General features: G+C 71.1%; 24 protein-coding genes. 8 read left to right on the forward strand and 16 right to left on the reverse strand.

Annotated elements, in window-relative coordinates:
• Positions 1-14: 14 nt before the first annotated feature.
• The 4 genes from ASG45_RS14080 to ASG45_RS14095 form a co-directional block, all read right to left on the reverse strand.
• Positions 15-1151 carry a UDP-N-acetylmuramate dehydrogenase gene (locus ASG45_RS14080; RefSeq protein ID WP_055838913.1) on the reverse strand — a complete coding sequence of 379 codons (1137 nt, stop codon included), beginning with the start codon at positions 1149-1151 and terminating at the stop codon, positions 15-17.
• Positions 1151-1555, reverse strand: coding sequence for a MaoC/PaaZ C-terminal domain-containing protein (locus ASG45_RS14085; RefSeq protein WP_055838916.1), 405 nt, complete (start codon positions 1553-1555; stop codon positions 1151-1153). Before ASG45_RS14085 ends, ASG45_RS14080 begins: the two co-directional genes overlap by 1 nt.
• Positions 1552-2001 (reverse strand): FAS1-like dehydratase domain-containing protein, encoded by a 450-nt coding sequence (locus ASG45_RS14090; RefSeq protein ID WP_055838919.1) that lies wholly within the window; start codon positions 1999-2001, stop codon positions 1552-1554. The genes ASG45_RS14085 and ASG45_RS14090 overlap by 4 nt, the downstream gene beginning before the upstream one ends.
• 67 nt (positions 2002-2068) lie before the next feature.
• A complete protein-coding gene (locus ASG45_RS14095; protein ID WP_055838922.1) occupies positions 2069-2866 on the reverse strand; it encodes a sulfite exporter TauE/SafE family protein in 798 nt (265 codons plus the stop codon).
• Between the two features lie 318 nt (positions 2867-3184).
• Here ASG45_RS14095 and ASG45_RS14100 point away from each other — a divergent pair, with 318 nt between their 5' ends.
• Complete coding sequence (locus ASG45_RS14100) at positions 3185-3853, forward strand: NADPH-dependent F420 reductase (protein WP_268773564.1); 669 nt, start codon at positions 3185-3187, stop codon at positions 3851-3853.
• 79 nt (positions 3854-3932) lie between these two features.
• Here the strand turns inward: ASG45_RS14100 and ASG45_RS14105 are convergent, their stop codons facing one another.
• From ASG45_RS14105 to ASG45_RS14130, 6 genes are all read right to left on the reverse strand, one after another.
• Positions 3933-5093 (reverse strand): cystathionine gamma-synthase, encoded by a 1161-nt coding sequence (locus ASG45_RS14105; RefSeq protein WP_055838927.1) that lies wholly within the window; start codon positions 5091-5093, stop codon positions 3933-3935.
• Positions 5090-6094: a pyridoxal-phosphate dependent enzyme gene (locus ASG45_RS14110; RefSeq protein WP_055838931.1), complete on the reverse strand. Its 1005-nt coding sequence runs from the start codon at positions 6092-6094 to the stop codon at positions 5090-5092. The genes ASG45_RS14105 and ASG45_RS14110 overlap by 4 nt, the downstream gene beginning before the upstream one ends.
• A 128-nt stretch (positions 6095-6222) precedes the next feature.
• Positions 6223-7071: an SDR family oxidoreductase gene (locus ASG45_RS14115; protein ID WP_055838933.1), complete on the reverse strand. Its 849-nt coding sequence runs from the start codon at positions 7069-7071 to the stop codon at positions 6223-6225.
• Positions 7072-7140: 69 nt separating this feature from the next.
• On the reverse strand, positions 7141-7461 hold the full coding sequence (locus ASG45_RS14120) for a hypothetical protein (protein WP_055838936.1): 321 nt from the start codon (positions 7459-7461) through the stop codon (positions 7141-7143).
• On the reverse strand, positions 7458-8030 hold the full coding sequence (locus tag ASG45_RS14125; protein WP_055838940.1) for a hypothetical protein: 573 nt from the start codon (positions 8028-8030) through the stop codon (positions 7458-7460). The genes ASG45_RS14120 and ASG45_RS14125 overlap by 4 nt, the downstream gene beginning before the upstream one ends.
• A 4-nt stretch (positions 8031-8034) precedes the next feature.
• Positions 8035-8577, reverse strand: a complete 543-nt coding sequence (locus ASG45_RS14130; RefSeq protein WP_055838943.1) for an RNA polymerase sigma factor — start codon at positions 8575-8577, stop codon at positions 8035-8037.
• Positions 8578-8699: 122 nt separating this feature from the next.
• Between ASG45_RS14130 and ASG45_RS14135 the strand changes: the two genes are divergently transcribed.
• The 5 genes from ASG45_RS14135 to ASG45_RS14155 all read left to right on the forward strand — a co-directional run bounded on the left by ASG45_RS14135 (position 8700) and on the right by ASG45_RS14155 (position 12645).
• Positions 8700-9128: an Asp23/Gls24 family envelope stress response protein gene (locus ASG45_RS14135; protein ID WP_055838946.1), complete on the forward strand. Its 429-nt coding sequence runs from the start codon at positions 8700-8702 to the stop codon at positions 9126-9128.
• A 130-nt stretch (positions 9129-9258) separates the two neighbouring features.
• Positions 9259-10101, forward strand: a complete 843-nt coding sequence (locus ASG45_RS14140; protein ID WP_055838949.1) for an NAD-dependent epimerase/dehydratase family protein — start codon at positions 9259-9261, stop codon at positions 10099-10101.
• Positions 10102-10263: 162 nt separating this feature from the next.
• Entirely contained in the window at positions 10264-10518 is a 255-nt protein-coding gene (locus ASG45_RS14145; protein WP_055838952.1) for a hypothetical protein, read from the forward strand.
• A 75-nt stretch (positions 10519-10593) separates the two neighbouring features.
• Positions 10594-12003, forward strand: a complete 1410-nt coding sequence (locus ASG45_RS14150) for a dihydrolipoyl dehydrogenase family protein (RefSeq protein WP_235561631.1) — start codon at positions 10594-10596, stop codon at positions 12001-12003.
• A 12-nt stretch (positions 12004-12015) separates the two neighbouring features.
• Positions 12016-12645, forward strand: a complete 630-nt coding sequence (locus ASG45_RS14155; protein WP_055838958.1) for a TetR/AcrR family transcriptional regulator — start codon at positions 12016-12018, stop codon at positions 12643-12645.
• Positions 12646-12703: 58 nt separating this feature from the next.
• On the opposite strand, the gene ASG45_RS14160 is transcribed toward ASG45_RS14155, so the two are convergent.
• A complete protein-coding gene (locus ASG45_RS14160) occupies positions 12704-14023 on the reverse strand; it encodes an MFS transporter (RefSeq protein WP_055838960.1) in 1320 nt (439 codons plus the stop codon).
• 124 nt (positions 14024-14147) lie between these two features.
• Here ASG45_RS14160 and ASG45_RS14165 point away from each other — a divergent pair, with 124 nt between their 5' ends.
• A complete protein-coding gene (locus tag ASG45_RS14165) occupies positions 14148-14540 on the forward strand; it encodes a PaaI family thioesterase (protein ID WP_055838963.1) in 393 nt (130 codons plus the stop codon).
• A gap of 82 nt (positions 14541-14622) precedes the next feature.
• On the opposite strand, the gene ASG45_RS14170 is transcribed toward ASG45_RS14165, so the two are convergent.
• Positions 14623-15558, reverse strand: a complete 936-nt coding sequence (locus ASG45_RS14170; RefSeq protein ID WP_055839561.1) for an aldo/keto reductase — start codon at positions 15556-15558, stop codon at positions 14623-14625.
• A 121-nt stretch (positions 15559-15679) separates the two neighbouring features.
• Here ASG45_RS14170 and ASG45_RS14175 point away from each other — a divergent pair, with 121 nt between their 5' ends.
• On the forward strand, positions 15680-15880 hold the full coding sequence (locus ASG45_RS14175) for a zf-TFIIB domain-containing protein (RefSeq protein ID WP_156459467.1): 201 nt from the start codon (positions 15680-15682) through the stop codon (positions 15878-15880).
• Between the two features lie 40 nt (positions 15881-15920).
• Here the strand turns inward: ASG45_RS14175 and ASG45_RS14180 are convergent, their stop codons facing one another.
• The 4 genes from ASG45_RS14180 to ASG45_RS14195 all read right to left on the reverse strand — a co-directional run bounded on the left by ASG45_RS14180 (position 15921) and on the right by ASG45_RS14195 (position 19427).
• Positions 15921-17087 (reverse strand): thiolase family protein, encoded by a 1167-nt coding sequence (locus ASG45_RS14180; RefSeq protein WP_055838970.1) that lies wholly within the window; start codon positions 17085-17087, stop codon positions 15921-15923.
• 1 nt (position 17088) lies between these two features.
• Positions 17089-17736 (reverse strand): 3-oxoacid CoA-transferase subunit B, encoded by a 648-nt coding sequence (locus ASG45_RS14185; RefSeq protein ID WP_055838973.1) that lies wholly within the window; start codon positions 17734-17736, stop codon positions 17089-17091.
• A complete protein-coding gene (locus ASG45_RS14190) occupies positions 17733-18479 on the reverse strand; it encodes a 3-oxoacid CoA-transferase subunit A (protein WP_055839563.1) in 747 nt (248 codons plus the stop codon). Before ASG45_RS14190 ends, ASG45_RS14185 begins: the two co-directional genes overlap by 4 nt.
• Before the next feature lie 165 nt (positions 18480-18644).
• A complete protein-coding gene (locus tag ASG45_RS14195; RefSeq protein ID WP_055839566.1) occupies positions 18645-19427 on the reverse strand; it encodes an IclR family transcriptional regulator domain-containing protein in 783 nt (260 codons plus the stop codon).
• Positions 19428-19429 lie beyond the last annotated feature (2 nt).

A 19429-nucleotide genomic window follows, 5' to 3' on the forward strand; every position in this document is an offset into this window, starting at 1 on the left:
CGCCGCCGAGCCGGCTACAGCTCGACGTTGACCAGCACCGGCTCGGGCTGCAGCAGCAGTCCGAACTCGGACTGCACGCGGCCCTGCACGAAACGGGCGAGCTCCGCGATCTCGGCGGCCGTCGCCTCGCCGCGGTTCGTGAGCGCCAGGGTGTGCTTGGTCGACAGGCCGGCCCGCGAGCGGGGGAAACGGAACCCGCGGCCGAGACCTGCGTTCTCGATCAGCCACGCGGCGCTCACCTTGACCTCGTGCCGCTCCACGGGCGGCGGGGGCAGGATGCCGTCGAACGCGGCGAGCGGGATCACGGTCACCGGGTCGAGCACCGGGGTCATCGGCCACCGGGGACACCCCGCGGGGAGGGTCCGCGCGAAGGACTGCGACACGATCGCGTTCTGGAAGAACGAGCCCGCGCTCCAGGTGTCGGGGTCTTCGGCGTCGAGCACCATGCCCTTGCGGGCACGGGTCGCGAGCACGTGATCGCGGATCCAGCGCAACGACACCGCGTCGCGCTCCTCGAGCCCCAGGGCGTTGCGCAGCTGCTCACCGGTGATCGGTCGCTCGCCGTCGCCGACGCGCTCGAGTTCGAGGGTGACCGACAGGATCACCGCGGAACGATCCGGCACCGAGCCGTAGTGCTGCTTCAGCACCGAGGTGCGAAATCCGAGCCCCAGCTCGGACGCGGGAACGACCGACACCTCACCGGTGGACTCGTCGATCAGCTCGACCTCGACGAGGGTCTGCACGATCTCCTGACCGTAGGCCCCGATGTTCTGCACGGGGGCGGCACCGACCGTGCCGGGGATGCCCGACATGGCCTCGATGCCCGCGAGGCCCCGCTCGACGGTCTCGGCGACCAGGGCGTCCCAGTCATGGCCCGCCTGCACGCGCACGCGCACCGTGTCGGGGCCCGAACCGGGGAGCTCCTCGACGCCGGTGGTGCGCACGCGGATGACGGTGCCTTCGAACGCGTCGTCGCCGACGAACAGGTTCGACCCGCCGCCGATCACGAACCACGCCTCACGGTCGGCCCACACCGCGCGCAGGCTGGCGATCAGCTCTTCTGCGGTGGTCGCCTCGATCATGCGGGCGGGGGCACCGCCGGTCCGCAGCGTCGTGAGCTGCGACAGGGGGATCGGAACGACGTCGGGCATCAGGACACCCGCACCCGCACCTGCGCCTTGCCGAGCACGGTGGTCTCGGCGAACGTCACAGTGAGGTCGATGCGGGCGATCTCGTCGTCGACGGCGCCCACCTTGGCGCTGATGTGCAGGTCGGCGCCGGTCTCGGGGTCGACGACGACGGGACGCGTGAAGCGCACGCCGTACTCGGCGATGCGTCCGCTGTCGCCGAGAGCCTCGGCGAGCGTGCCGACGGCGATCCCCATCGTGAGCATGCCGTGCGCGAGCACGCCCGGGAGCCCGACGGCGGTGGCGATGTCGTCGCGGTAGTGGATGGGGTTGAAGTCGCCCGACGCTCCCGCGTACCGCACGAGCGACTCGCGCGTGAGGTGGACCGAGCGTTCGGCGATGACCTCGCCGACGGTGAAGCCGCTCATGCTCCGGCCTCCCCGGCGAGAAGGATGCTGGTCGTGGTCACCACGTGAGCGCCTGCGGCATCCACGATCTCGGCCTCGCTGGTGATCATGGCGTTGCCCCCCATCGAACGGATGCCGGTGACCGACAGCGTCGCGACGAGCTCGTCGCCCGCCACGATCGGGCGCGTGTAGCGGAATCGCTGTTCCGCGTGCACGAGGCGCGACAGCTCGATGCCGGAGTCGGGGTCGCCGAGCAGCTGCTGGAGAGTGAGGTCCTGCACGACCATCGCGAACGTCGGCGGCGCGACCACGTCGGCGTAGCCGAGCGCGCGCGCGGCGTCGGGGTCGGAATGCTGCGGGGCGTCGGCGAAAACGGCACGCGCGAACTCGCGCACCTTTTCACGGCCGACCAGATAGGGAGCGGTCGGCGCGAAGGCTCGACCGACGAGTTCGGGGTTCACGGGCACGGGGCAAGTCTACGGCGGGGCGTCGGCCGCGCTCGGCGAACGTCCCGCTCGGAGCGGTCGATCGAGCTCAGCGCTGGTGACGCCCGCGCACGGCCTTGACCGCGATCTGCGAGGCGATGAAGACGAGGAAGATCGAGAACAGCACGTTGGCGACGAAGGGGTCGACGGCCTTCGCGATCTGCGCCCCCACGGCGGTCGTCGCGCACGCGGCGGCACCGACGCACACGGCGGCGACGAGATCGACGTTGCGACGGCGCAGGTTGCCGACGGTGCCCGAGATCGCGGTCGGGATCATCATGAGCAGCGAGGTGCCCTTCGCGATCAGGTCGCTCGTGCCGAACAGCAGCAACAGCGCGGGGACGACGATGATGCCGCCCCCCACCCCGAGCAGTCCGGCCAGGATGCCGGTGACCACACCCAGGACGACGAGCCCGGGCCCGGTGACCCAGGTGAGCACCAGCTCGGCGTCGCGCGAGGGGATGACGAAGTACAGGCTGACGATCACGGCGAGGAGGAACACCACGAACGACCATCGCAGAGCCGTCTGCGACAGCTTCGGCAGGAGCCACGTGCCGATCTGCGCACCGACCACGGCGCCCGCGGCGAGGATCAGCGCCGGCAGCCACGCGACGTGCCCGTCGACCGCGTAGGTGATCACGCCGACCGAGGCGGTCGGCACGATGGCCGCGAGAGAAGTGCCGGCGGCGAGGCGTTGGTCGAAGCCGAGCAGCAGCACGAGCAGGGGCACGATGACCGTGCCGCCGCCGACACCGAACAGGCCCGACATGAGGCCCGCGAGAAGACCGACCCCGATGCACACGGCGAAGAAACGGGCGGTGTGCGGTGGGCGCGTGGCGGTGGTCACGGATGCGGCTCCTCGAACGGGACGGGAGGGAGGGGACCCTCGCCGACGCACCAGTCTTCCACCTCGTGGTCAGGACTCCGACGACCGTCACCGGGAAAGAAAGCGGCCCCCGGTGGTCCGAAGCCGCGTCCACCGGGGGCCGTCGCCCTCGCAGGTCCAGCAGGACGGTGACCCGAACACCGGCCGGCGACCTCATTCGCGAGGGTGCGACAAGAAGGACGTTATTGGGCCTGATGTCGGCACGCGGACCCGTTGACACGGATATCTAGAGCTGCTAATTATTTAGTCCGCTGATGGTCAGGCGACCCCCGCCCGGGAATGCGTGCGGCGCTCGAGCAGTTGCCGGTCAGCATGACAACAGTAGGAATCATCGGAGCAGGACACATCGGCTCGGCCCTCGCGAAGGGGTTCGCGAAGAACGGCTACGACGTCGTCATCGCCAACTCACGCGGTCCCGAGACCCTCACCGACCTCGTCGCCGCCGTCGGCGACCGCGCGCGCGCCGCGACCGCCCAGGAAGCGGCCGAAGCCGGCGACATCGTCGTGGTGACCGTTCCCCTGAAGGCGTACACCGACGTGCCCGTCGCACCCCTGGCCGGCAAGACCGTGCTCGACACCAACAACTACTACTTCGAGCGCGACGGCCACATCGCGGCTCTCGACGAGAAGCAGACGACGACCTCGCAGATGCTTCAGGAGCACCTTCCCCAGTCGACCGTCGTGAAGGCGTTCAACCACATTCCCGCGGCCGACATCCTCACCGACGGCTCCCCCGCCGGCACCGAGGGGCGCCGCGCCCTCGCCACCTCGGGTGACTCCGACGAGGCGGTCGCGCTCGTGACCCGCATCTACGACGAGTTCGGCTTCGACACCGTCAACGTCGGACCGCTCAGCGAGAGCTGGCGCGTCGAGCGCGACCAGCCGGCGTACGTCGTGCGCCAGACCGCCGAGAAGCTGACGCAGAACCTCGCCCGCGCCGAGCGCTGACCCCGCCACCCACGCGCGTGAGGTGCCCATGTTCGTCGCTTCGACGATGCACATGGGCACCTCACGCACCGCACGGGGGTCAGAGCGCGGCGAGCGCCCGATCCACGTCGGCCACGAGGTCCTCGACCGACTCGATGCCGACCGACAACCGCACGATCGTGTCGGGCACGGCGAGTTCGGTTCCGCGCACCGAGGCGTGGGTCATGGCATCCGGGTAGTTCACCAGCGACTCGACCCCGCCCAGCGACTCCGCGAGCGTGAACAGACGCGTGGACTCGGCGAAGCGGCGAGCAGCCGCACCGTCGGCCAGGGCCAGTGACACGATGCCCCCGAAGCCGCTCATCTGCCGCGCCGCGAGCTCGTGCCCGGGGTGCGACGGGAGTCCGGGGTAGTACACCTTCGCGACGCGGTCGTGGCCGGCGAGGTGCTCGGCCACCGCCTGCGCGTTGGAGCTGTGACGCTGCATGCGCACGGCGAGGGTCTTGATGCCGCGGGTGGTCAGGTACGCGTCGAACGGGCCCGAGACCGCGCCGGCGGCGAACTGCAGGAACTGCACCTTCTCGGCCAGGGCGGCATCGGCGAAGGCGAGGGCCCCGCCCACGACGTCGCTGTGCCCGCCGAGGTACTTGGTCGCGGAGTGCACCACGACGTCGGCGCCCAGCGAGAGCGGGCGCTGCAGCGCGGGCGAGGCGAAGGTGTTGTCGACGACGACGATCGCGCCGGCCGCGTGGCCGAGGCGGGCGAGACCCGCGATGTCGGTGATGCGCAGCATCGGGTTGCTGGGAGTCTCGACCCAGACCATGCGGGGCGCGCGTTCCTCGATCGCCGCCGCCACGGCATCCAGGTCGCTCATGTCGACCACGCGCAGCTTCACGCCCCACGGCCCGAGCACGCGGGCGAGCAGACGGTACGTGCCGCCGTAGACGTCGTTGCCGAGCAGCACCTCGTCGCCGGGCACGAGGGCCGCGCGCAGCAGGGCGTCTTCGCCGGCGAGGCCCGAAGCGAACGACAGCGCGCGGGTCGCGCCCTCGAGGGCGGCGATCTGCGTCTCGAGCGCCGTTCGCGTGGGGTTGCCGCTGCGGCCGTACTCGTAGCCGCCGCGGAGTCCGCCGATGCCGTCCTGGGCGAAGGTGGTCGAGACGTGAAGGGGCGGGATGACCGCTCCCGTGGTCTCGTCGGGCGCCTGGCCCGCGTGGACGGCGAGACTGTCGAAGCCGCGGGCGGCGTCGTGGGTGCTCATGCGGAGTGCTCCTCGGTGGGGGTCGGAAGAAGGGATGCCACGGGTGCAACGTCGTAGCCGCGCTGGATCATCCAGTCGTCGTCGAAGATCTTGCTGAGATACCCGCGTCCGTGGTCGGGGAGGATCACGACGACAACGGCATCGGCGGGGAGATCGCGCGCGACGCGGAGGGCGCCGACCACGGCCATGCCGCTGGAGCCGCCCACGAGGAGGCCTTCTTCTCGGGCGAGGCGCCGCGTCATGGCGAACGACTCGGCGTCGGAGACGCGCTCGTACGCGTCGACCACGGTGGGGTCGAAGGCCGTCGGCCAGAAATCTTCGCCGACCCCCTCGACGTCGTAGCCGTGGATGTCGCCGCCCGAGTAGATCGAGCCCACCGGGTCGACCCCGACGATCCGCACGCCGTCGCCGGCGACCTCGCGCAGGTACCGACCCGACCCGCTGATCGTGCCGCCGGTGCCGACTCCGGCGACGAAGTGGGTCAGCTGCCCGTCGGTGTCGCGCCAGATCTCGGGACCGGTGGTCTCGTAGTGGCTGCGCGGGCCGTTCGGGTTGCCGTACTGGTTGGGCTTGAAGGCGCCCGGGATCTCGCGGACCAGACGGTCGGAGACGCTGTAGTACGAGCGGGGGTCCTCCGGCTCGACGTTCGTGGGAGTGACCACGACCTCGGCGCCGTACGCCCGCAGCACGGCGCGCTTGTCTTCGGCGACCTTGTCGGGAACCACGAACACGCAGCGATACCCGCGCTGCTGGGCGACCAGTGCCAGGCCGACGCCGGTGTTGCCGCTGGTCGGTTCGACGATCACCCCGCCCGGGCGGAGCGAGCCGTCGCGCTCGGCGGCGTCGACGATGTTCGCGGCGATGCGGTCTTTCGCCGAACCGCCGGGATTGAAGTACTCGATCTTCGCCAGCACGGTGGCGGCGATGCCGCCGGTGACGCGGGTCAGACGGACGAGGGGGGTGTTGCCGACGAGGTCGGCGACGCTCTGGGCGTAACGCACGGTGGGATCCTGGTGGGTCGATGCGCCCGGGGGCGCGGCTGACGGGGTCGTCGAAAAGAGAACGCGAGGGCGTTCAGCGACAACAGCGACAGGTCAGCACGCGGCCAGCATAGCCGACCCGCACGTCGTCAGGAGACGGCGCCGAGGAACTCCTCGAAACTCTGCGCCGGCCGGCCGGTGACCCGCTCGACGTCGCCGGACACCCCGGCCTGGTCGCCGCCGGCGATCGAGGTGTACGTGCTCACCCAGGCATCGACCTGCCATCGGGGCGCGCCGAACGCGGCTCGCGAGGCGTACGCCTCGTCGATCGTCTCGTCGACGAAGCGCACCGGGTGCCCGCGGACCGCCGAGATCTTCTCGGCCACCTCGGCCATCGTCAGCGACTCGGGGCCGGTCAGGTCGTACGAGACATCAGCGTGGGCGGCGGGATCGAGCAGCACCGACACCGCGGTGGCCGCGACGTCGGCGCGCGAGACGAGCGAGCATCGCCCCTCGCCCGCGGGACCCCGGATGACCCCGTCGTCGCCGGCGAAGAGCTCCATCATGTCCATGTAGAAGTTGTCGCGCAGGAACGTCCACCGCATGCCGGAGGCGCGGATGATCTCCTCGGTCGCCGCGTGGTCCCGCCCGAGGGTGAACACGGCGTCGGGAGCGGCGGCGAAGAACGAGGTGTAGACGATCGAGCCGACCCCCGCGGCCGTGGCGGCCTCGACGAAGGTGCGGTGGTGCTCGACCCGGTCGGCGGTCTCGGAGGCCGAGACCATGAAGAGCGTGTCGACGCCCTGCAGCGCCGCGAGGGCGGCATCCGCATCGGAATACCGGGCCACGTGCACCTCGGCGCCCGCCAGGGCGGGGGCGCGCGACGCGTCGCGCACCAGCAGACGTTGCGGGATGCCGCGGGCGGCGAGGTCGCGGGCGACGCGACCTCCCACGGCTCCGGTGGATCCGGTGACGGCGATGAGGGGCGGCGTGGACATACGGCCTCCGGGAGGTGTGAGCGGTCCCCCCAGCGTAGGCCGCTCCGCCGACACGCGGCCGCGAACGTCCTACGAAGCGGGCGCCACGAGTCGCGCGACGCGCACGCGGACGGTCGAGGGCACCTCGTCGCGCGCGGCCCCCCGCGCCGCGATCGCGACGGCGGATGCCACGGCTCCGGCGTCGTCGTCGGCGGAGACGCCGACGCAGACGGTGATGGCCCGGGCCCCACCGGCCTGTTCGACCTCGGCGAGAGACCCCTCGACGTCGGCGACGTGTTCGTAGGCCCGCGTCACCACGGGACGTGCGGAATAGCTCTCTCGCACGCCCTCGACGGCCGTGACGGCGAGGTCGATGCGCGGCGCGAGTTCCGCGGCGGAGATCCCGGTCATTCGTCTTCTCCCTCGTCGAGGTGCACGTCGCCGACGGTGACGTCCACACGACCGACCCGCAGGTCGCCGTGCCGTTCGATGGCCGAGCGGATGCCGTCGCGCATCTCGTCGACGGCCTCGGTCATCGCGCGTCCGAACCGCACGCTGACGGTGACCCGCACGTCGAGAGGCGCCCCGGGCTCGACGTGCTCGAGACGGACGCGGCCCACCAGGAGCCCCTCGATGCCGTCGCCCACCGAGCGGATGAGCTCGTAGATCGCGCCCTCGGTGACGACCAGCTCGACGCCCTCGTCGGACTGCGCCAGGGGGATGTCGCGGCCAGCGCGGAACTCCCGCATCACCTCGCGCATGATGCCGTCGTACCAGGACTCCGCGAGCGGTTCCGCGGCCTGCTCGTCGACGATCGCGCGCGAGAGCTGCCCCATGCGCTGCATGGAGGCCAGGATGGCCTGGCACTCCGCGTTCCGTTCGATGGCGTTGATCCGCGGCACTCGGCCGCGATCCAGATACGCGGAGAGGTCCTCGAGCGAATAGCCCGAACCCCCGATGTCGTCGCTGTGCTCGTTCATCCGGTCACCTCCACTCCTGCATGCGGTCCAACACGGTCTTGCGCGCCCGGGCGAGTCGGCCGCGTACGGTTGCCGCGGGCTCCCCCACCTCGATGGCGATCTCGTCGTAACTGTGGCCGCCGATCTCGCGCAGCACCCACACGACGCGCAGTTCTTCGGGTAGATCCGCCAGCACCTTCTTCAGCGCGTCCATCTGCGACGATGCCACAACTGCGCGCTCCGGGTCGTCTGCCGCCGACACCATCTCTTCGTCGATCTGCTCTGAGATCTTGCGCGACCGCATGCGGTCGGTCACCTTGCGCGACACGATCGTGGTCAGCCAGCTGCGCACCTTCTCGGGCTCGGTGAGGTCGGGCAGGCGCCGCCATGCGGTGATCAGCGCTTCCTGCACGCAATCGTCGGCGTCGGCCCTGGAGCGCGTCAGGCGCGTCGCGAACGCGACGAGGAAGGGCGCATGGCGACGCACGAGAACCCCGAAGGCGAGCTGGTCGCCGTCGGCCGCGCGTGACGCGAGGAACGCGTCGGAGGCGGAAGACAAAGAGGGCATCGCGGTTCCTGTCAGCAGACTTTCAGCCTCGTGTTCGTGACGTTTCACGAACCGAGCGCGTCCCCATAGCGAAACACCCCGGACCCGATTCGGTCCGTGATCTTGACGAAAGGATGTTCCTCATGGCAAGCACCGACACCCCCACGCCCGCCACCCGCACCGACGCCCGCCGCGACGGCGGTACCACCGTCATCGTCGACCCCGTCGTCGCCAAAGTCGCCGGCATCGCCGCGGCGCAGGTTCCGGGCGTCCACGCCCTCGGCGGTGGCGCTGCCCGTGTCATCGGCAACATCCGCCAGGCCGTCGGCGCGAAGGACTACGCGCAGGGCGTGAGCGTCGAGGTGGGCGAGACCGAGGTCGCCGCCGACATCTCCATCCAGGTCGACTACCCCGAGCGCATCCAGCGCGTGGCCGCGAACGTGCGTTCTGCCGTGCAGCAGGCCATCACCGAGATCGTCGGCATGAAGGCGGTCGAGGTCAACGTGACCGTCGTCGACGTGTTCATCCCCGGCGACGACGAGGACGAGCAGGAAGAGGCGCGCGTCAACTGACGCCATCACGGGCCCGCGAGCGCATCGCTCGCGGGCCCTACGCATCCTCGCGCGTCACGGCCACCCCCGTGTCGATGTCGGCGGATGCCGTTACCTTGGGCGACACCGTCTCCCGATACGAAGGATCCCCATGCGCATCGCCCTCACCGGTTCGTCCGGAAAACTCGGTACCGTCGTCGCCCGTGAACTGCGTGCCGCCGGCCACGAGGTCATCGGTCTCGACGTGCGCGGCGAGCGCGGTCCCGGTTTCGTGCAGGTCGAGCTGACCGACTACGGCCAGGTCATCGACGCCCTCGCGGGGGTGAACGACCAGCACGACGGCTTCGATGCGCTCGTGCACCTCGGCGCGATCCCCGCCCCCGGCATCCGCTCCGACATCGCGACGTTCCACAACAACATGACGAGCACGTTCAACGTGTTCTGGGCGGCCGTGCGGCTCGGCATCCAGAGGATCGTCTACGCCTCCAGCGAGACCGTGCTGGGACTCCCCTTCGATGTTCCGCCGCCCTACATCCCCGTCGACGAGCAGTACCCGGCCCGTCCCGAATCGGTGTACTCGCTGGTCAAGACGCTCGAAGAGCACCTGGCGACCGAGCTCGTGCGGTGGCACCCCGAGCTCTCGATCACCGCGCTGCGTTTCTCGAACGTCATGGTCCCCGACGACTACGCCGAGTTCCCCTTCGACGCCGACGCCCGCACCCGCAAGTGGAATCTGTGGGGATACATCGACGCCCGCGACGGCGCACAGGCCGTGCAGCGCGCGCTCGAGAACGCGCCCGCCGGCTTCGACACGTTCATCATCGCCGCGGCCGACACCGTCATGACCCGCCCCAACGGCGAACTCGTCGACGAGGTCTTCCCCGGCGTCGAGATGCGCGGCGACCTGGGCGAGAACACGACGCTGCTGTCGATCGACAAGGCCCGCCGGCTGCTCGGCTACGACCCGCAGCACTCCTGGCGCGACCACCGCTGAGGCGGGTCGCCCGCCGCGCGGCGCCTCGAGCGGGCGTCGCCGGCGGCGGCTCAGCGCCCCGGAGGGCCGGACGCCGCCGCCCGACATCGGCCACGTGAGCACGACGGCGTGCGAGTGCGCGAGTCTGGCCCCCGCCCGGCGGGCGCGTGTCAGACTCGCACCATGGACGCCGACGAGCCGATCATCCCCCTTCCGACGGCGCACGAGAAAGAAGTGAGCTTCCTCGCCCGGAGCGGCGCGGTGGTCACCCTGCGGCTCATGGACACCGGTCGTTTCGAGGTCAAGCTCGACACCCGTGGCGACTACACCGCGGTCCTGCTGCACGACGGTGAGACGTTCGAACTGCACCCGGCCCCGGGCGTGCGCGCGATCGGCGGAACGGGTCTGACCGCCACCGATCTGTACGAAAGGTTCTGAGCCCGCGCGCAACCCCCACCGTCGTCCGGGTCGATCGCACTTGACTGGTGCTCTCACTCACCGACGGGGGATGCCGTGGACCACGAGCCCGACTCTTACGACATCGCCGTGATCGGCGCCGGCCCCGCGGGAACCGCGGCGGCGCTGCGTGCGGCCGAACTGGGCGCCTCGGTCGTCGTTCTCGAGGCCGGGCGCGTGGGCGGCACGTGCGTCAACACCGGGTGCGTCCCCACCCGCGTGCTCGCCAAGGCCGCGCGGCTCATGCGCGAGACGCGCGCGGCCGACGACTACGGCATCGTCATCGACGAGCCGCGCGTGGATTGGCCCGCCGTGGTGGCGCGCGTGCACGAGCGGGTGGATGCCGTGCGCTCCATCAAACGCGAGGCCGAACGCTTCGCCGCCGCCGGTGTCGACCTCGTGCACGAGGGGCGCGCGCGCTTCGCCGACGAGCACACGCTCGTGCTCGACAGCGGTCGCCGCATCCGCGCCGAGAACATCCTCGTGTGCGTCGGCGGGCACTCCCGTCGACTGCCGATCCCCGGGGCGGAGCTGGCTACGGTGCCGGAGGACGTGCTCTCGCTCGCCGAGCTCCCCCGTCGGGTCGCCGTCATCGGCGCCGGCAACACAGGGGCGCAGCTGGTGACGGTGTTCCGATCCTTCGGCTCGGACGTCACGCTGCTCGACGTCGCTCCGCGCGTGCTGGTCGCCTCGGATGCGCGCATCTCCGAGGCCATCGCCGCTTCTCTCACCGACCACGGGGTCGACGTGCGCACGGGGATCGACACGGTCGAGCGGATCGACCGCACCGACGAGGGGTCCCTCGCGCTCACCTGGCGCGAAGGCGACGGATCGCACTCGCTGGAGGTCGACGTCGTCATCATGGCCACCGGGTGGCCGGCCGACGTGGAAGACCTCGGGCTCGAGAACGCCGGCGTCGACATCGAGCGCTCGGCGATCCCGGTGGACCGGTACTTCCGCACGATCGTGCCGCACATCCTCGCCGTCGGCGACGCCAACGGCCGCGACATGCTCGTGCAGGCGGCGCAGTTCGAGGGCGAGGCCGCGGCCGAGAACGCCGTGCTCGGCGCCAACCGGCGTACCCCCCACCACCTCTTGCCCGCGGGCGGGTTCACCGACCCCGACTACGCCGGCGTCGGCCTCACCGAGGAGCAGGCGCGCGACCGCGACCCCTCGTGCGTCGTGGCGACGGTGGACTTCGCCGACCTCGACCGAGCGGTGATCGACGACCGCGAGCGCGGCTTCCTCATGCTGATCGCCGACCGTCGTCGCGAGCTGATCCTGGGGGCGCACGCGGTCGGCGAGAACGCCGTCGAGGTCATCCAGTCGGTCACGACCGCGATGGCGGCGGGGATCGACGTCGCCACCCTCGCGGGCGTGCGTTTCGCCTACCCCACCTATAGCGCCGTGATCGGAAACGCCGCTCGCGCCCTGTTGCACGCGGACTCCCCCGCCCTGCTGGAGTGACACACTGAAACCGTGACCGCGCCCGAGCCCGTGACGACCCCCGCGTCCACCGACGCCCCCGCGCGTCGCGGCCGCCCGGGTTACGACCGTGAGGGTCTTCTCGCCGTCGCGGTGCAGCTGTTCAACGAGCAGGGGTATGACGCCACGAGCGTCGCCGACATCGCGCGCCGCCTCGGCCTGACGAAATCGGCGCTGTACCACCACTTCTCGTCGAAGCAGGAGCTTCTGGCGGTCGCCCTCGACGCCGCTCTCGGTGCGTTGGAGGCCGTGCTCGAGCAGCCCGGCGCCCGCGAGGGCGCGGCATCCGATCGCCTGCGCTTCGTTCTGACGGGGGCCACCGACGTGCTGGTCGCGCAGTTGCCCGCGGTCACCCTGCTGCTGCGGGTGCGCGGCAACGGCGACGTCGAGCGGGCCGCCCTCGAGCGCCGCCGCGTCTTCGACCACCGCGTCACCGATCTCGTCGCCGCCGCGCAAGCCGAAGGCGGGGTGCGCGACGACGTCGATGCCGCGGTCGCCGCCCGACTGCTGTTCGGCATGATCAACTCGGTCGTCGAGTGGTACCGACCCGGCGGGAGCGTCGACGGCGACCGTCTCGGCGCCGACATCGTGCGCATCGCGCTCGACGGCCTGCGCACGGACTGAACCCGCACGCCGAAGGGGCCCCGCGCCGCGCGCGAGGCCCCTCTGTCGGCATCCGGGGTCAGGCCCGCAGGTCGACGCCCTTGGTCTCTTTGATGAGCGAGACCGCGGCGAGCGAGACGAGGGCCGCCACCGCGATGTAGAGGCCGATGGTCCACGATGCTCCGGTGGAGCGCAACAGCGCCTCGGCGATCATCGGGGCGAAGGCACCGCCCATGATCGCCCCCAGGGCGTACCCGATCGAGACGCCCGAGTACCGCACGTTCGCGGGGAACATCTCGGCGTACAGCGCCGCCTGGGGACCGTACGACAGGCCGAGGCCGAGCGTCATGACGAACAGGGCGACGAAGTACCAGACGATGTTCCCGGTGTCGATGAGGAACCACATCGGCACGGCCCAGACCGCCAGGATCAGGTAGCCGAGCTGGAAGGTGCGCACGCGCCCGAGTCGGTCCGACAGCCGACCGCCCCACAGGGTGAAGACGAGCCAGCCGAAGGATGCCAGGGTCGTCGCCAGCAGGACGGTGGGACGTTCGAGTCCGAGCGCCGTGACCGCGTACGTCGCGAAGAAGGCGATCAGCAGGTAGCCGGCGGCGTTGTTGCCGATGAAGACGAAAGCGGTCAGGGCTACCTCGCGCCAGTTCTTGCGGAACAGCTGGCCGAGCGGGGCCGACGATTCCTTGCGGCGGCGCACGAGGTCTTCGAAGACGGGGCTTTCTTCGACCGAGCGGCGGATGACGTAGCCCACGACGATCAGCACGATCGAGAAGAGGAACGGCACGCGCCAGCCCCAGGCGAGGAAGGCTTCGGCCGACATCGACGAGGTGAGGATCCACAGGGTGGCCGTGGCGAGGATCATGCCGATCGGGACGCCGATCTGCGGATAGGCGCCGAAGTAGCCGCGACGGTTCACCGGCGCGTGCTCGACCGAGAGCAGAGCCGCACCGCCCCACTCGCCACCGGCCGAGAAGCCCTGCAGCACACGCAGCAGGATGAGCAGGATGGGGGCGCCGATGCCGATGGCCGCATATGTGGGCAGCACGCCGATGAGGGCCGTCGACACACCCATCATGATGAGGGTCAGCACGAGCATCTTCTTGCGCCCCAGGCGGTCGCCGAGGTAGCCCGCGACGACGGCGCCGAGGGGGCGGAAGAGGAACGAGATGCCGATCGTCGCCCACGACAGCACCTGCGCGAGTCCGGGATCGGACTGCGCGAGGGGCGCCAGGAACAGGGGCGCGAGCACGAGGCCCGCCGCCTGGGCGTAGATGAAGAAGTCGTACCACTCGATCGAGGTGCCCACGAGGGTGCCGGCGAGGACGCGCCGTTCCTCGCGTTTCAACCCGGTGGCGGGGACGGTTGCGGCGGTCTGCGAGGCCATGAGAACTCCATCGTTCTGTGGGGCAGGGGCGGGAAGACTCGATCGACACTATTACCAACCGAGCGTTCAGTAATAGTGTCAGAGGTGCGCGACCCGAGCAAGGGCGACGCGGAAGGAGACAACGATGACCCCCTGGACCATCGTCCCCGGCGCGCTCGACGAGCGCCTCGGCATCACGGTCACCGCGCAGTCGGCGGAACGGGTGGCGGCCGACATGCCCGTCCACGGCAACACCCAATCACTCGGACGCCTGCACGGGGGCGCCACCGCCGCCCTGGCCGAGGCCGTCGGCTCGTGGGCCGCGATGATCCACGCGAGCACCCTGGGCAAGGTGTGCGTCGGCGTCGACCTGAACATCACGCATCACCGCGGGGTGCGGTCCGGTTCCCTCCACGCGGTCGCCACGCCCGCGCACCGGGGTCGTCGGGTCGCGACGTACGACATCCGCGTGACCGACGACGACGATCGGCTCGTCGCCACGGCCCGCATCACCAACCTGATCGCCGACGCCGACTGAGCCCGGCTCTCCGCCGCGCACGACCCGCGCGGTGTGCCCTTCGCCGCCAGATATCCCGGGGAGCAAACGGGACGCACGGTGATCAGCGCCAGGGGCGCTCCGATCGGCGTCGCCAGTACTCGTCGGGCTCGACCGCCCATCGTCGGCGCGTGGCCTCGTCGATCACGACCGGGCGCGCGTCGACTCCGCGGCGGAGCTGCTCCGGCGTGCTCGCCCCGCTCAGCACGATGTCGGCCCACGGCTGTGCCCGTGCCACGCCGAGCGCGAAGGCATCGGGAGAGACTCCGGATGCCGCCGCCACGCGGTCGGGGTCGGCGGGAGTCGCCGCGAGCTCGCCGTTGGCCAGGGCCTCCTTCACCACCACGGTCCATCCCGCATCGTGGGCGCGCGCGAGGCCGGGAGCCGCCGACGGCTCGAACAGGTTCCACGTGGCCTGCACGGCCGAGAACGGCGAATCGGGCAGATCCCTGGCCGCATCGACGACGCGTGACTGATGCGGACCGCTCGTCGACAGCCCCACGCGCACGCCGCTGCCCGCCAGTCCGCGCAGTCGGCCGAGCAGGAGGGCGTCGCTCAGCGCCGGGCTCTCGGGCGTCACGGAGTGGACGAGGTACAGATCGGGGGCCGAGCCCAGCGCCTCGAGGGTCTCGGGCCACTGCCGGTCGAACATCGCGACCGAGTGCTCTTTGCGCTCGTGCACGGCGGCATCCATTCGCCACCCGCCGACGTAGGCGTAGCCCCACTTCGATCCGAGGGTGAGCTCGGCACGCCGCTCGGGATGCCGCGCGAGCCACGCGCCGAGGAACCGCTCGGCGTAGCCGTACGACCGCGCCGCATCGACGACGCGGATGCCGAGGGACCACGCCTCGTCGAGCAGCGCGTGCGCGCGCTGCTGCAGGGCCTCGACGGAGCGGTCGGCCGGGTCGCCCAGGTCGTCGTCGCGCCCGGTGGTGATGTAGGCCGGGCGGCCGACGGCGGCGAGACCGAGGCCGAGTCGCGCGGCGGGGAGGTCGTCCATGAGACGACCGTAGCGGCGACCACCGACACCCCGGTGGACGAGGAACAAGCCGAGGGGCAACGGGGTTGCGATCCTCAATGCCGGGCGATGCCCGCGACCCACGGTGACGAGCGGAATGGTCATGACCTACAGAGACCACTACGACGAGGGCGCGCAGCCGATCTGCCCCTCGTGCGGCGTGACGATGCATCCGCTGCTCGAAGAGGGCGGCGGGGCCGACGAATGCCGGGAGTGCGGTTTTCAGCTGGAGTGGTCCGAGCCCGGTTCCCCGCGCGGTGACGACGACGATCGCCCGCGGGATCGCTGGGCCGACGAGTCGTGACGGACTGAACCGCCCTCGACCCCGCGCGAGGCGCGGAGCCCTACCGCTCCAGTACCACCGCGAGCCCCTGACCCACGCCGATGCAGATCGCCGTCACCGCGACACCGCCGCCGCGGCGCTTCAGCTCGTGCGCGGCGCGGGCGATGAGGCGTCCGCCCGAGGCGCCGAGCGGGTGCCCGATGGCGATCGCGCCGCCGGTCTCGTTCAGCAGCTCCGGGTCGAGCTCGGTCCAGAGCTTCGCGCACGCGAGCGACTGCGACGCGAACGCCTCGTTCAACTCGACGAAGGTCACGTCGGCCCACGTGCGGCCCGCGCGGGCGAGCGCGCGGTTGGCCGCTTCGACGGGCGCGATGCCGAACACGTCGGGATCGTTGCCGAACGCGGCGCGGCCCGCGATGCGCGCCAGGGGCTCGGCATCCAGTGCCCCTTCCGCGCCCAACAGCACGGCCGAGGCACCGTCGTTGATGGGCGAGGAGTTGCCCGCCGTCACCGTGCCGTCCTTCTGGAACGCCGGACGGAGCCCGGCGAGCACGTCGGCGGTGGAGTCGTCGCGAATGCCCTCGTCGCGGGCGAGCGCGTGACCCTCGACCTGCACGATCTCGTCGTCGAAGCGCCCCTCGGCCCACGCTGCCGCCGCGAGGCGGTGGCTGCGGGCGGCGAAGGCGTCTTGCTGCTGGCGCGAGATGTCGTAGATCTCGGCGAGCTTCTCGGCGCTCTCGCCGTTCGAGATCGTCCACTCCGCGCGCAGGCGCGGGTTGGTCATGCGCCAGCCGATCGAGGTGTTCCACATCGTCTGATTCGCGGCGGGGAAGGGGCGCGGGCTCTTCTCGACCACGAAGGGCGCGCGGGTCATCGACTCGACGCCGCCCGCGAGGATCACCTCGGCATCACCGGCCTCGATCGCTCGTGAGCCCTGGATCACGGCATCCAGAGACGAACCGCACAGCCGGTTGATGGTCGTGCCGGGCACCGACGAGGGGAAGCCCGCGAGCAGCGCGCCGAAGCGCGCCACGTTGCGGTTGTCTTCGCCCGCTTGATTCGCGTCGCCGAAGACGATGTCTTCGATGCGGGCCGGGTCGATCCCCGTGCGCTCGACGACGGATGCCATGACGGTCGCCGCGAGATCGTCGGGGCGCACGTCGGCGAAGGCCTTGCCGTGGCGCGCGAAGGGGGTGCGGACGGCGTCGTAGACGAACGAAGCGGGCATGTCAGGCGTCCTGTTCGATGAGGGTGAGACCGAGCAGGGTCTCGATCTCGGCGTGCGTGTTGTCGCCGAAGAGCTCGCGTACGCGCAAGCCCTCGGCGGTGACGTCGAAGACGCCGTGGTCGGTGTAGACGCGCGAGACGCAGCCCACGCCGGTGAGCGGGTAGGTGCACGCGGCGACGAGCTTGGGCTCGCCGGCCTTCGTGAGCAGGTCGGTCATGACGTACACGTCCTTCGCGCCGATGGCGAGGTCCATCGCACCGCCGACCGCGGGGATCGCCCCGGGCTCACCCGTCGACCAGTTGGCGAGGTCTCCCCCCGCCGACACCTGGAAGGCACCGAGCACGCAGACGTCGAGGTGGCCGCCGCGCATCATCGCGAACGAGTCGGCGTGGTGGAAGTACGCCGCCCCCGCGAGGGCGGTCACGGGCTGCTTGCCCGCGTTGATGAGGTCGGGGTCGATGCGTCCACGCTCGGGCGCGGGGCCCATTCCGAGCATGCCGTTCTCGGTGTGCAGCACGATCTCGAGACCCGCGGGCAGGTAGTCGGCCACGAGGGTGGGCGCCCCGATGCCGAGGTTCACCACGGCGCCTTCGGGGATGTCGGATGCCACGCGCGCGGCGAGATCCGTGCGGGAGATGCGGGTGGTCACTGTGCTGCCCCTTCTTCGGCCAGAGCCCGGCCCTCGATGTCGACGCCGCCGACGAAAGCTCCCTCGCGGAGCCACCGACGCTCACCCACCGAGACCACGCGGTCGACGTAGAGGCCCGGGGTGACGACGGTCTCGGGGTCGAGGGTGCCGAGTTCGACGACCTCGTCGACCTGGACGATGGTCGTGGTGGCGGCCGCCGCCATGATCGGTCCGAAGTTGCGCGCCGTCTCGCGGTAGACGAGGTTGCCCCACCGGTCTGCGGCGCGGGCGCTGATCAGCGCGGCATCCGCGTGGATGGGGTACTCGAGCACGTAATCGCGGTCGCCGATGCGCCGCGTCTCTTTGCCCTCGGCCAGCTGCGTGCCGAAGCCGGTGGGGGTGAAGAATCCGCCGATGCCGGCGCCCGCGGCGCGGATGCGCTCGGCGAGGTTGCCCTGCGGCACGAGCTCCAGCTCGACCTCGCCCTCACGGTAGAGCCGGTCGAACACCCACGAATCGCTCTGGCGGGGGAACGAGCAGATCAGCTTGCGCACCTGCCCCGCGGCGAGCAGAGCGGCCAGGCCCGTGTCGCCGTTGCCGGCGTTGTTGTTGACGACGGTGAGGTCGCTCGCGCCGTGCGCGATGAGCGCGTCGATCAGTTCGACGGGTTGACCTGCGCGACCGAAGCCGCCGATCATCACGGTCGCACCGTCGGAGATGCCGGCCACGGCGGTTGCGAGGTCGGGAACGGTCTTGTCGATCATGCGGAGAACCTTCCGGTTGTTCGCCTGGCGCACACTCGTACGTCTTGCGAACACTGTACTCCCGACGTGCGCGGGCGACAAGGGTCGATCGAGCGCACCGTCTCGCACGAGTCCCTGGCATCCCGATCCGGCATCCGTCGCCGCCACGGGACAGCGGGGTACCGGTCAGACGAGCCGGATGTCGGCGTCGATCTCGGCGGCGGCGACGCGCAAGGCTGGGAGGCAGGCGTCGCGCCACGCGTCGGCGTCGCCGCGGGCGCTCGCAGAGATGTTCACCGCCGCCACCACCGCTCCCGAGCGGTCGTGCAGCGGAGCGGCCAGCGACCGCAAGCCCTCCTCGAGCTCGCCGTCGACGAGCGCCCACCCCTGGGTGCGCACCGCGTCGAGTTCGGCGACGATCGCGTCGACGTCGGTGCGGGTGCGCGGGGTGAGGCGCTCGGGATGCGACGCCGCGACGACCTCGCGCGCACGCTCGGCGGGGATCGCCGCCAGCAGCACGCGCCCCATGCTGGTGGCGTACGCGGGGAACCGCGTGCCGATCGTGATGCCGACGCTCATGATCCGACGGGTGGGGACGCGGGCGACATAGACGATCTCGGCGCCGTCGAGCACGGCCGCCGAGACGCTCTCACCGACCTCGCGAGACAGGTGTTCCAGGTGGGGCTGGGCGAGAGCGGGCAGCGACAGGGCCGAGAGGTAGCTGAAACCCAGCTCCAGCACGCGCGGGGTGAGCGAGAAGACGCGACCGTCGGCGCGCACGTACCCGAGGGTCTCGAGCGTCTGCAGGAAACGTCGGGCCGCCGCACGGGTGAGCTCCGCCCGACGGGCCACCTCGCTGAGGGTCAGGGCCGGGTGCTCGGCATCGAAGGTGCGGATCACCTCGAGGCCGCGGGCCAGCGACTGGACGAACTCGCCCGTCGCACCCTCGCCGTCGCCCGTCGCGCTCACGC

Source organism: Microbacterium sp. Leaf436 (assembly GCF_001424715.1).
Lineage (GTDB): Bacteria > Actinomycetota > Actinomycetes > Actinomycetales > Microbacteriaceae > Microbacterium.

Excerpts from the sequence above, each read along its gene's own strand:
- ASG45_RS14175 (WP_156459467.1), top strand. The coding sequence starts at position 15,680 with ATGACCTACAGAGACCACTACGACGAGGGCGCGCAGCCGATCTGCCCC.
- ASG45_RS14130 (WP_055838943.1), bottom strand. The coding sequence starts at position 8,577 with ATGCCCTCTTTGTCTTCCGCCTCCGACGCGTTCCTCGCGTCACGCGCG.
- ASG45_RS14120 (WP_055838936.1), bottom strand. The coding sequence starts at position 7,461 with ATGACCGGGATCTCCGCCGCGGAACTCGCGCCGCGCATCGACCTCGCC.
- ASG45_RS14100 (WP_268773564.1), top strand. The coding sequence starts at position 3,185 with ATGCGTGCGGCGCTCGAGCAGTTGCCGGTCAGCATGACAACAGTAGGA.
- ASG45_RS14125 (WP_055838940.1), bottom strand. The coding sequence starts at position 8,030 with ATGAACGAGCACAGCGACGACATCGGGGGTTCGGGCTATTCGCTCGAG.
- ASG45_RS14080 (WP_055838913.1), bottom strand. The coding sequence starts at position 1,151 with ATGCCCGACGTCGTTCCGATCCCCCTGTCGCAGCTCACGACGCTGCGG.
- ASG45_RS14190 (WP_055839563.1), bottom strand. The coding sequence starts at position 18,479 with ATGATCGACAAGACCGTTCCCGACCTCGCAACCGCCGTGGCCGGCATC.
- ASG45_RS14085 (WP_055838916.1), bottom strand. The coding sequence starts at position 1,555 with ATGAGCGGCTTCACCGTCGGCGAGGTCATCGCCGAACGCTCGGTCCAC.
- ASG45_RS14135 (WP_055838946.1), top strand. The coding sequence starts at position 8,700 with ATGGCAAGCACCGACACCCCCACGCCCGCCACCCGCACCGACGCCCGC.
- ASG45_RS14105 (WP_055838927.1), bottom strand. The coding sequence starts at position 5,093 with ATGAGCACCCACGACGCCGCCCGCGGCTTCGACAGTCTCGCCGTCCAC.
- ASG45_RS14170 (WP_055839561.1), bottom strand. The coding sequence starts at position 15,558 with ATGGACGACCTCCCCGCCGCGCGACTCGGCCTCGGTCTCGCCGCCGTC.
- ASG45_RS14180 (WP_055838970.1), bottom strand. The coding sequence starts at position 17,087 with ATGCCCGCTTCGTTCGTCTACGACGCCGTCCGCACCCCCTTCGCGCGC.
- ASG45_RS14145 (WP_055838952.1), top strand. The coding sequence starts at position 10,264 with ATGGACGCCGACGAGCCGATCATCCCCCTTCCGACGGCGCACGAGAAA.
- ASG45_RS14165 (WP_055838963.1), top strand. The coding sequence starts at position 14,148 with ATGACCCCCTGGACCATCGTCCCCGGCGCGCTCGACGAGCGCCTCGGC.
- ASG45_RS14115 (WP_055838933.1), bottom strand. The coding sequence starts at position 7,071 with ATGTCCACGCCGCCCCTCATCGCCGTCACCGGATCCACCGGAGCCGTG.
- ASG45_RS14160 (WP_055838960.1), bottom strand. The coding sequence starts at position 14,023 with ATGGCCTCGCAGACCGCCGCAACCGTCCCCGCCACCGGGTTGAAACGC.
- ASG45_RS14140 (WP_055838949.1), top strand. The coding sequence starts at position 9,259 with ATGCGCATCGCCCTCACCGGTTCGTCCGGAAAACTCGGTACCGTCGTC.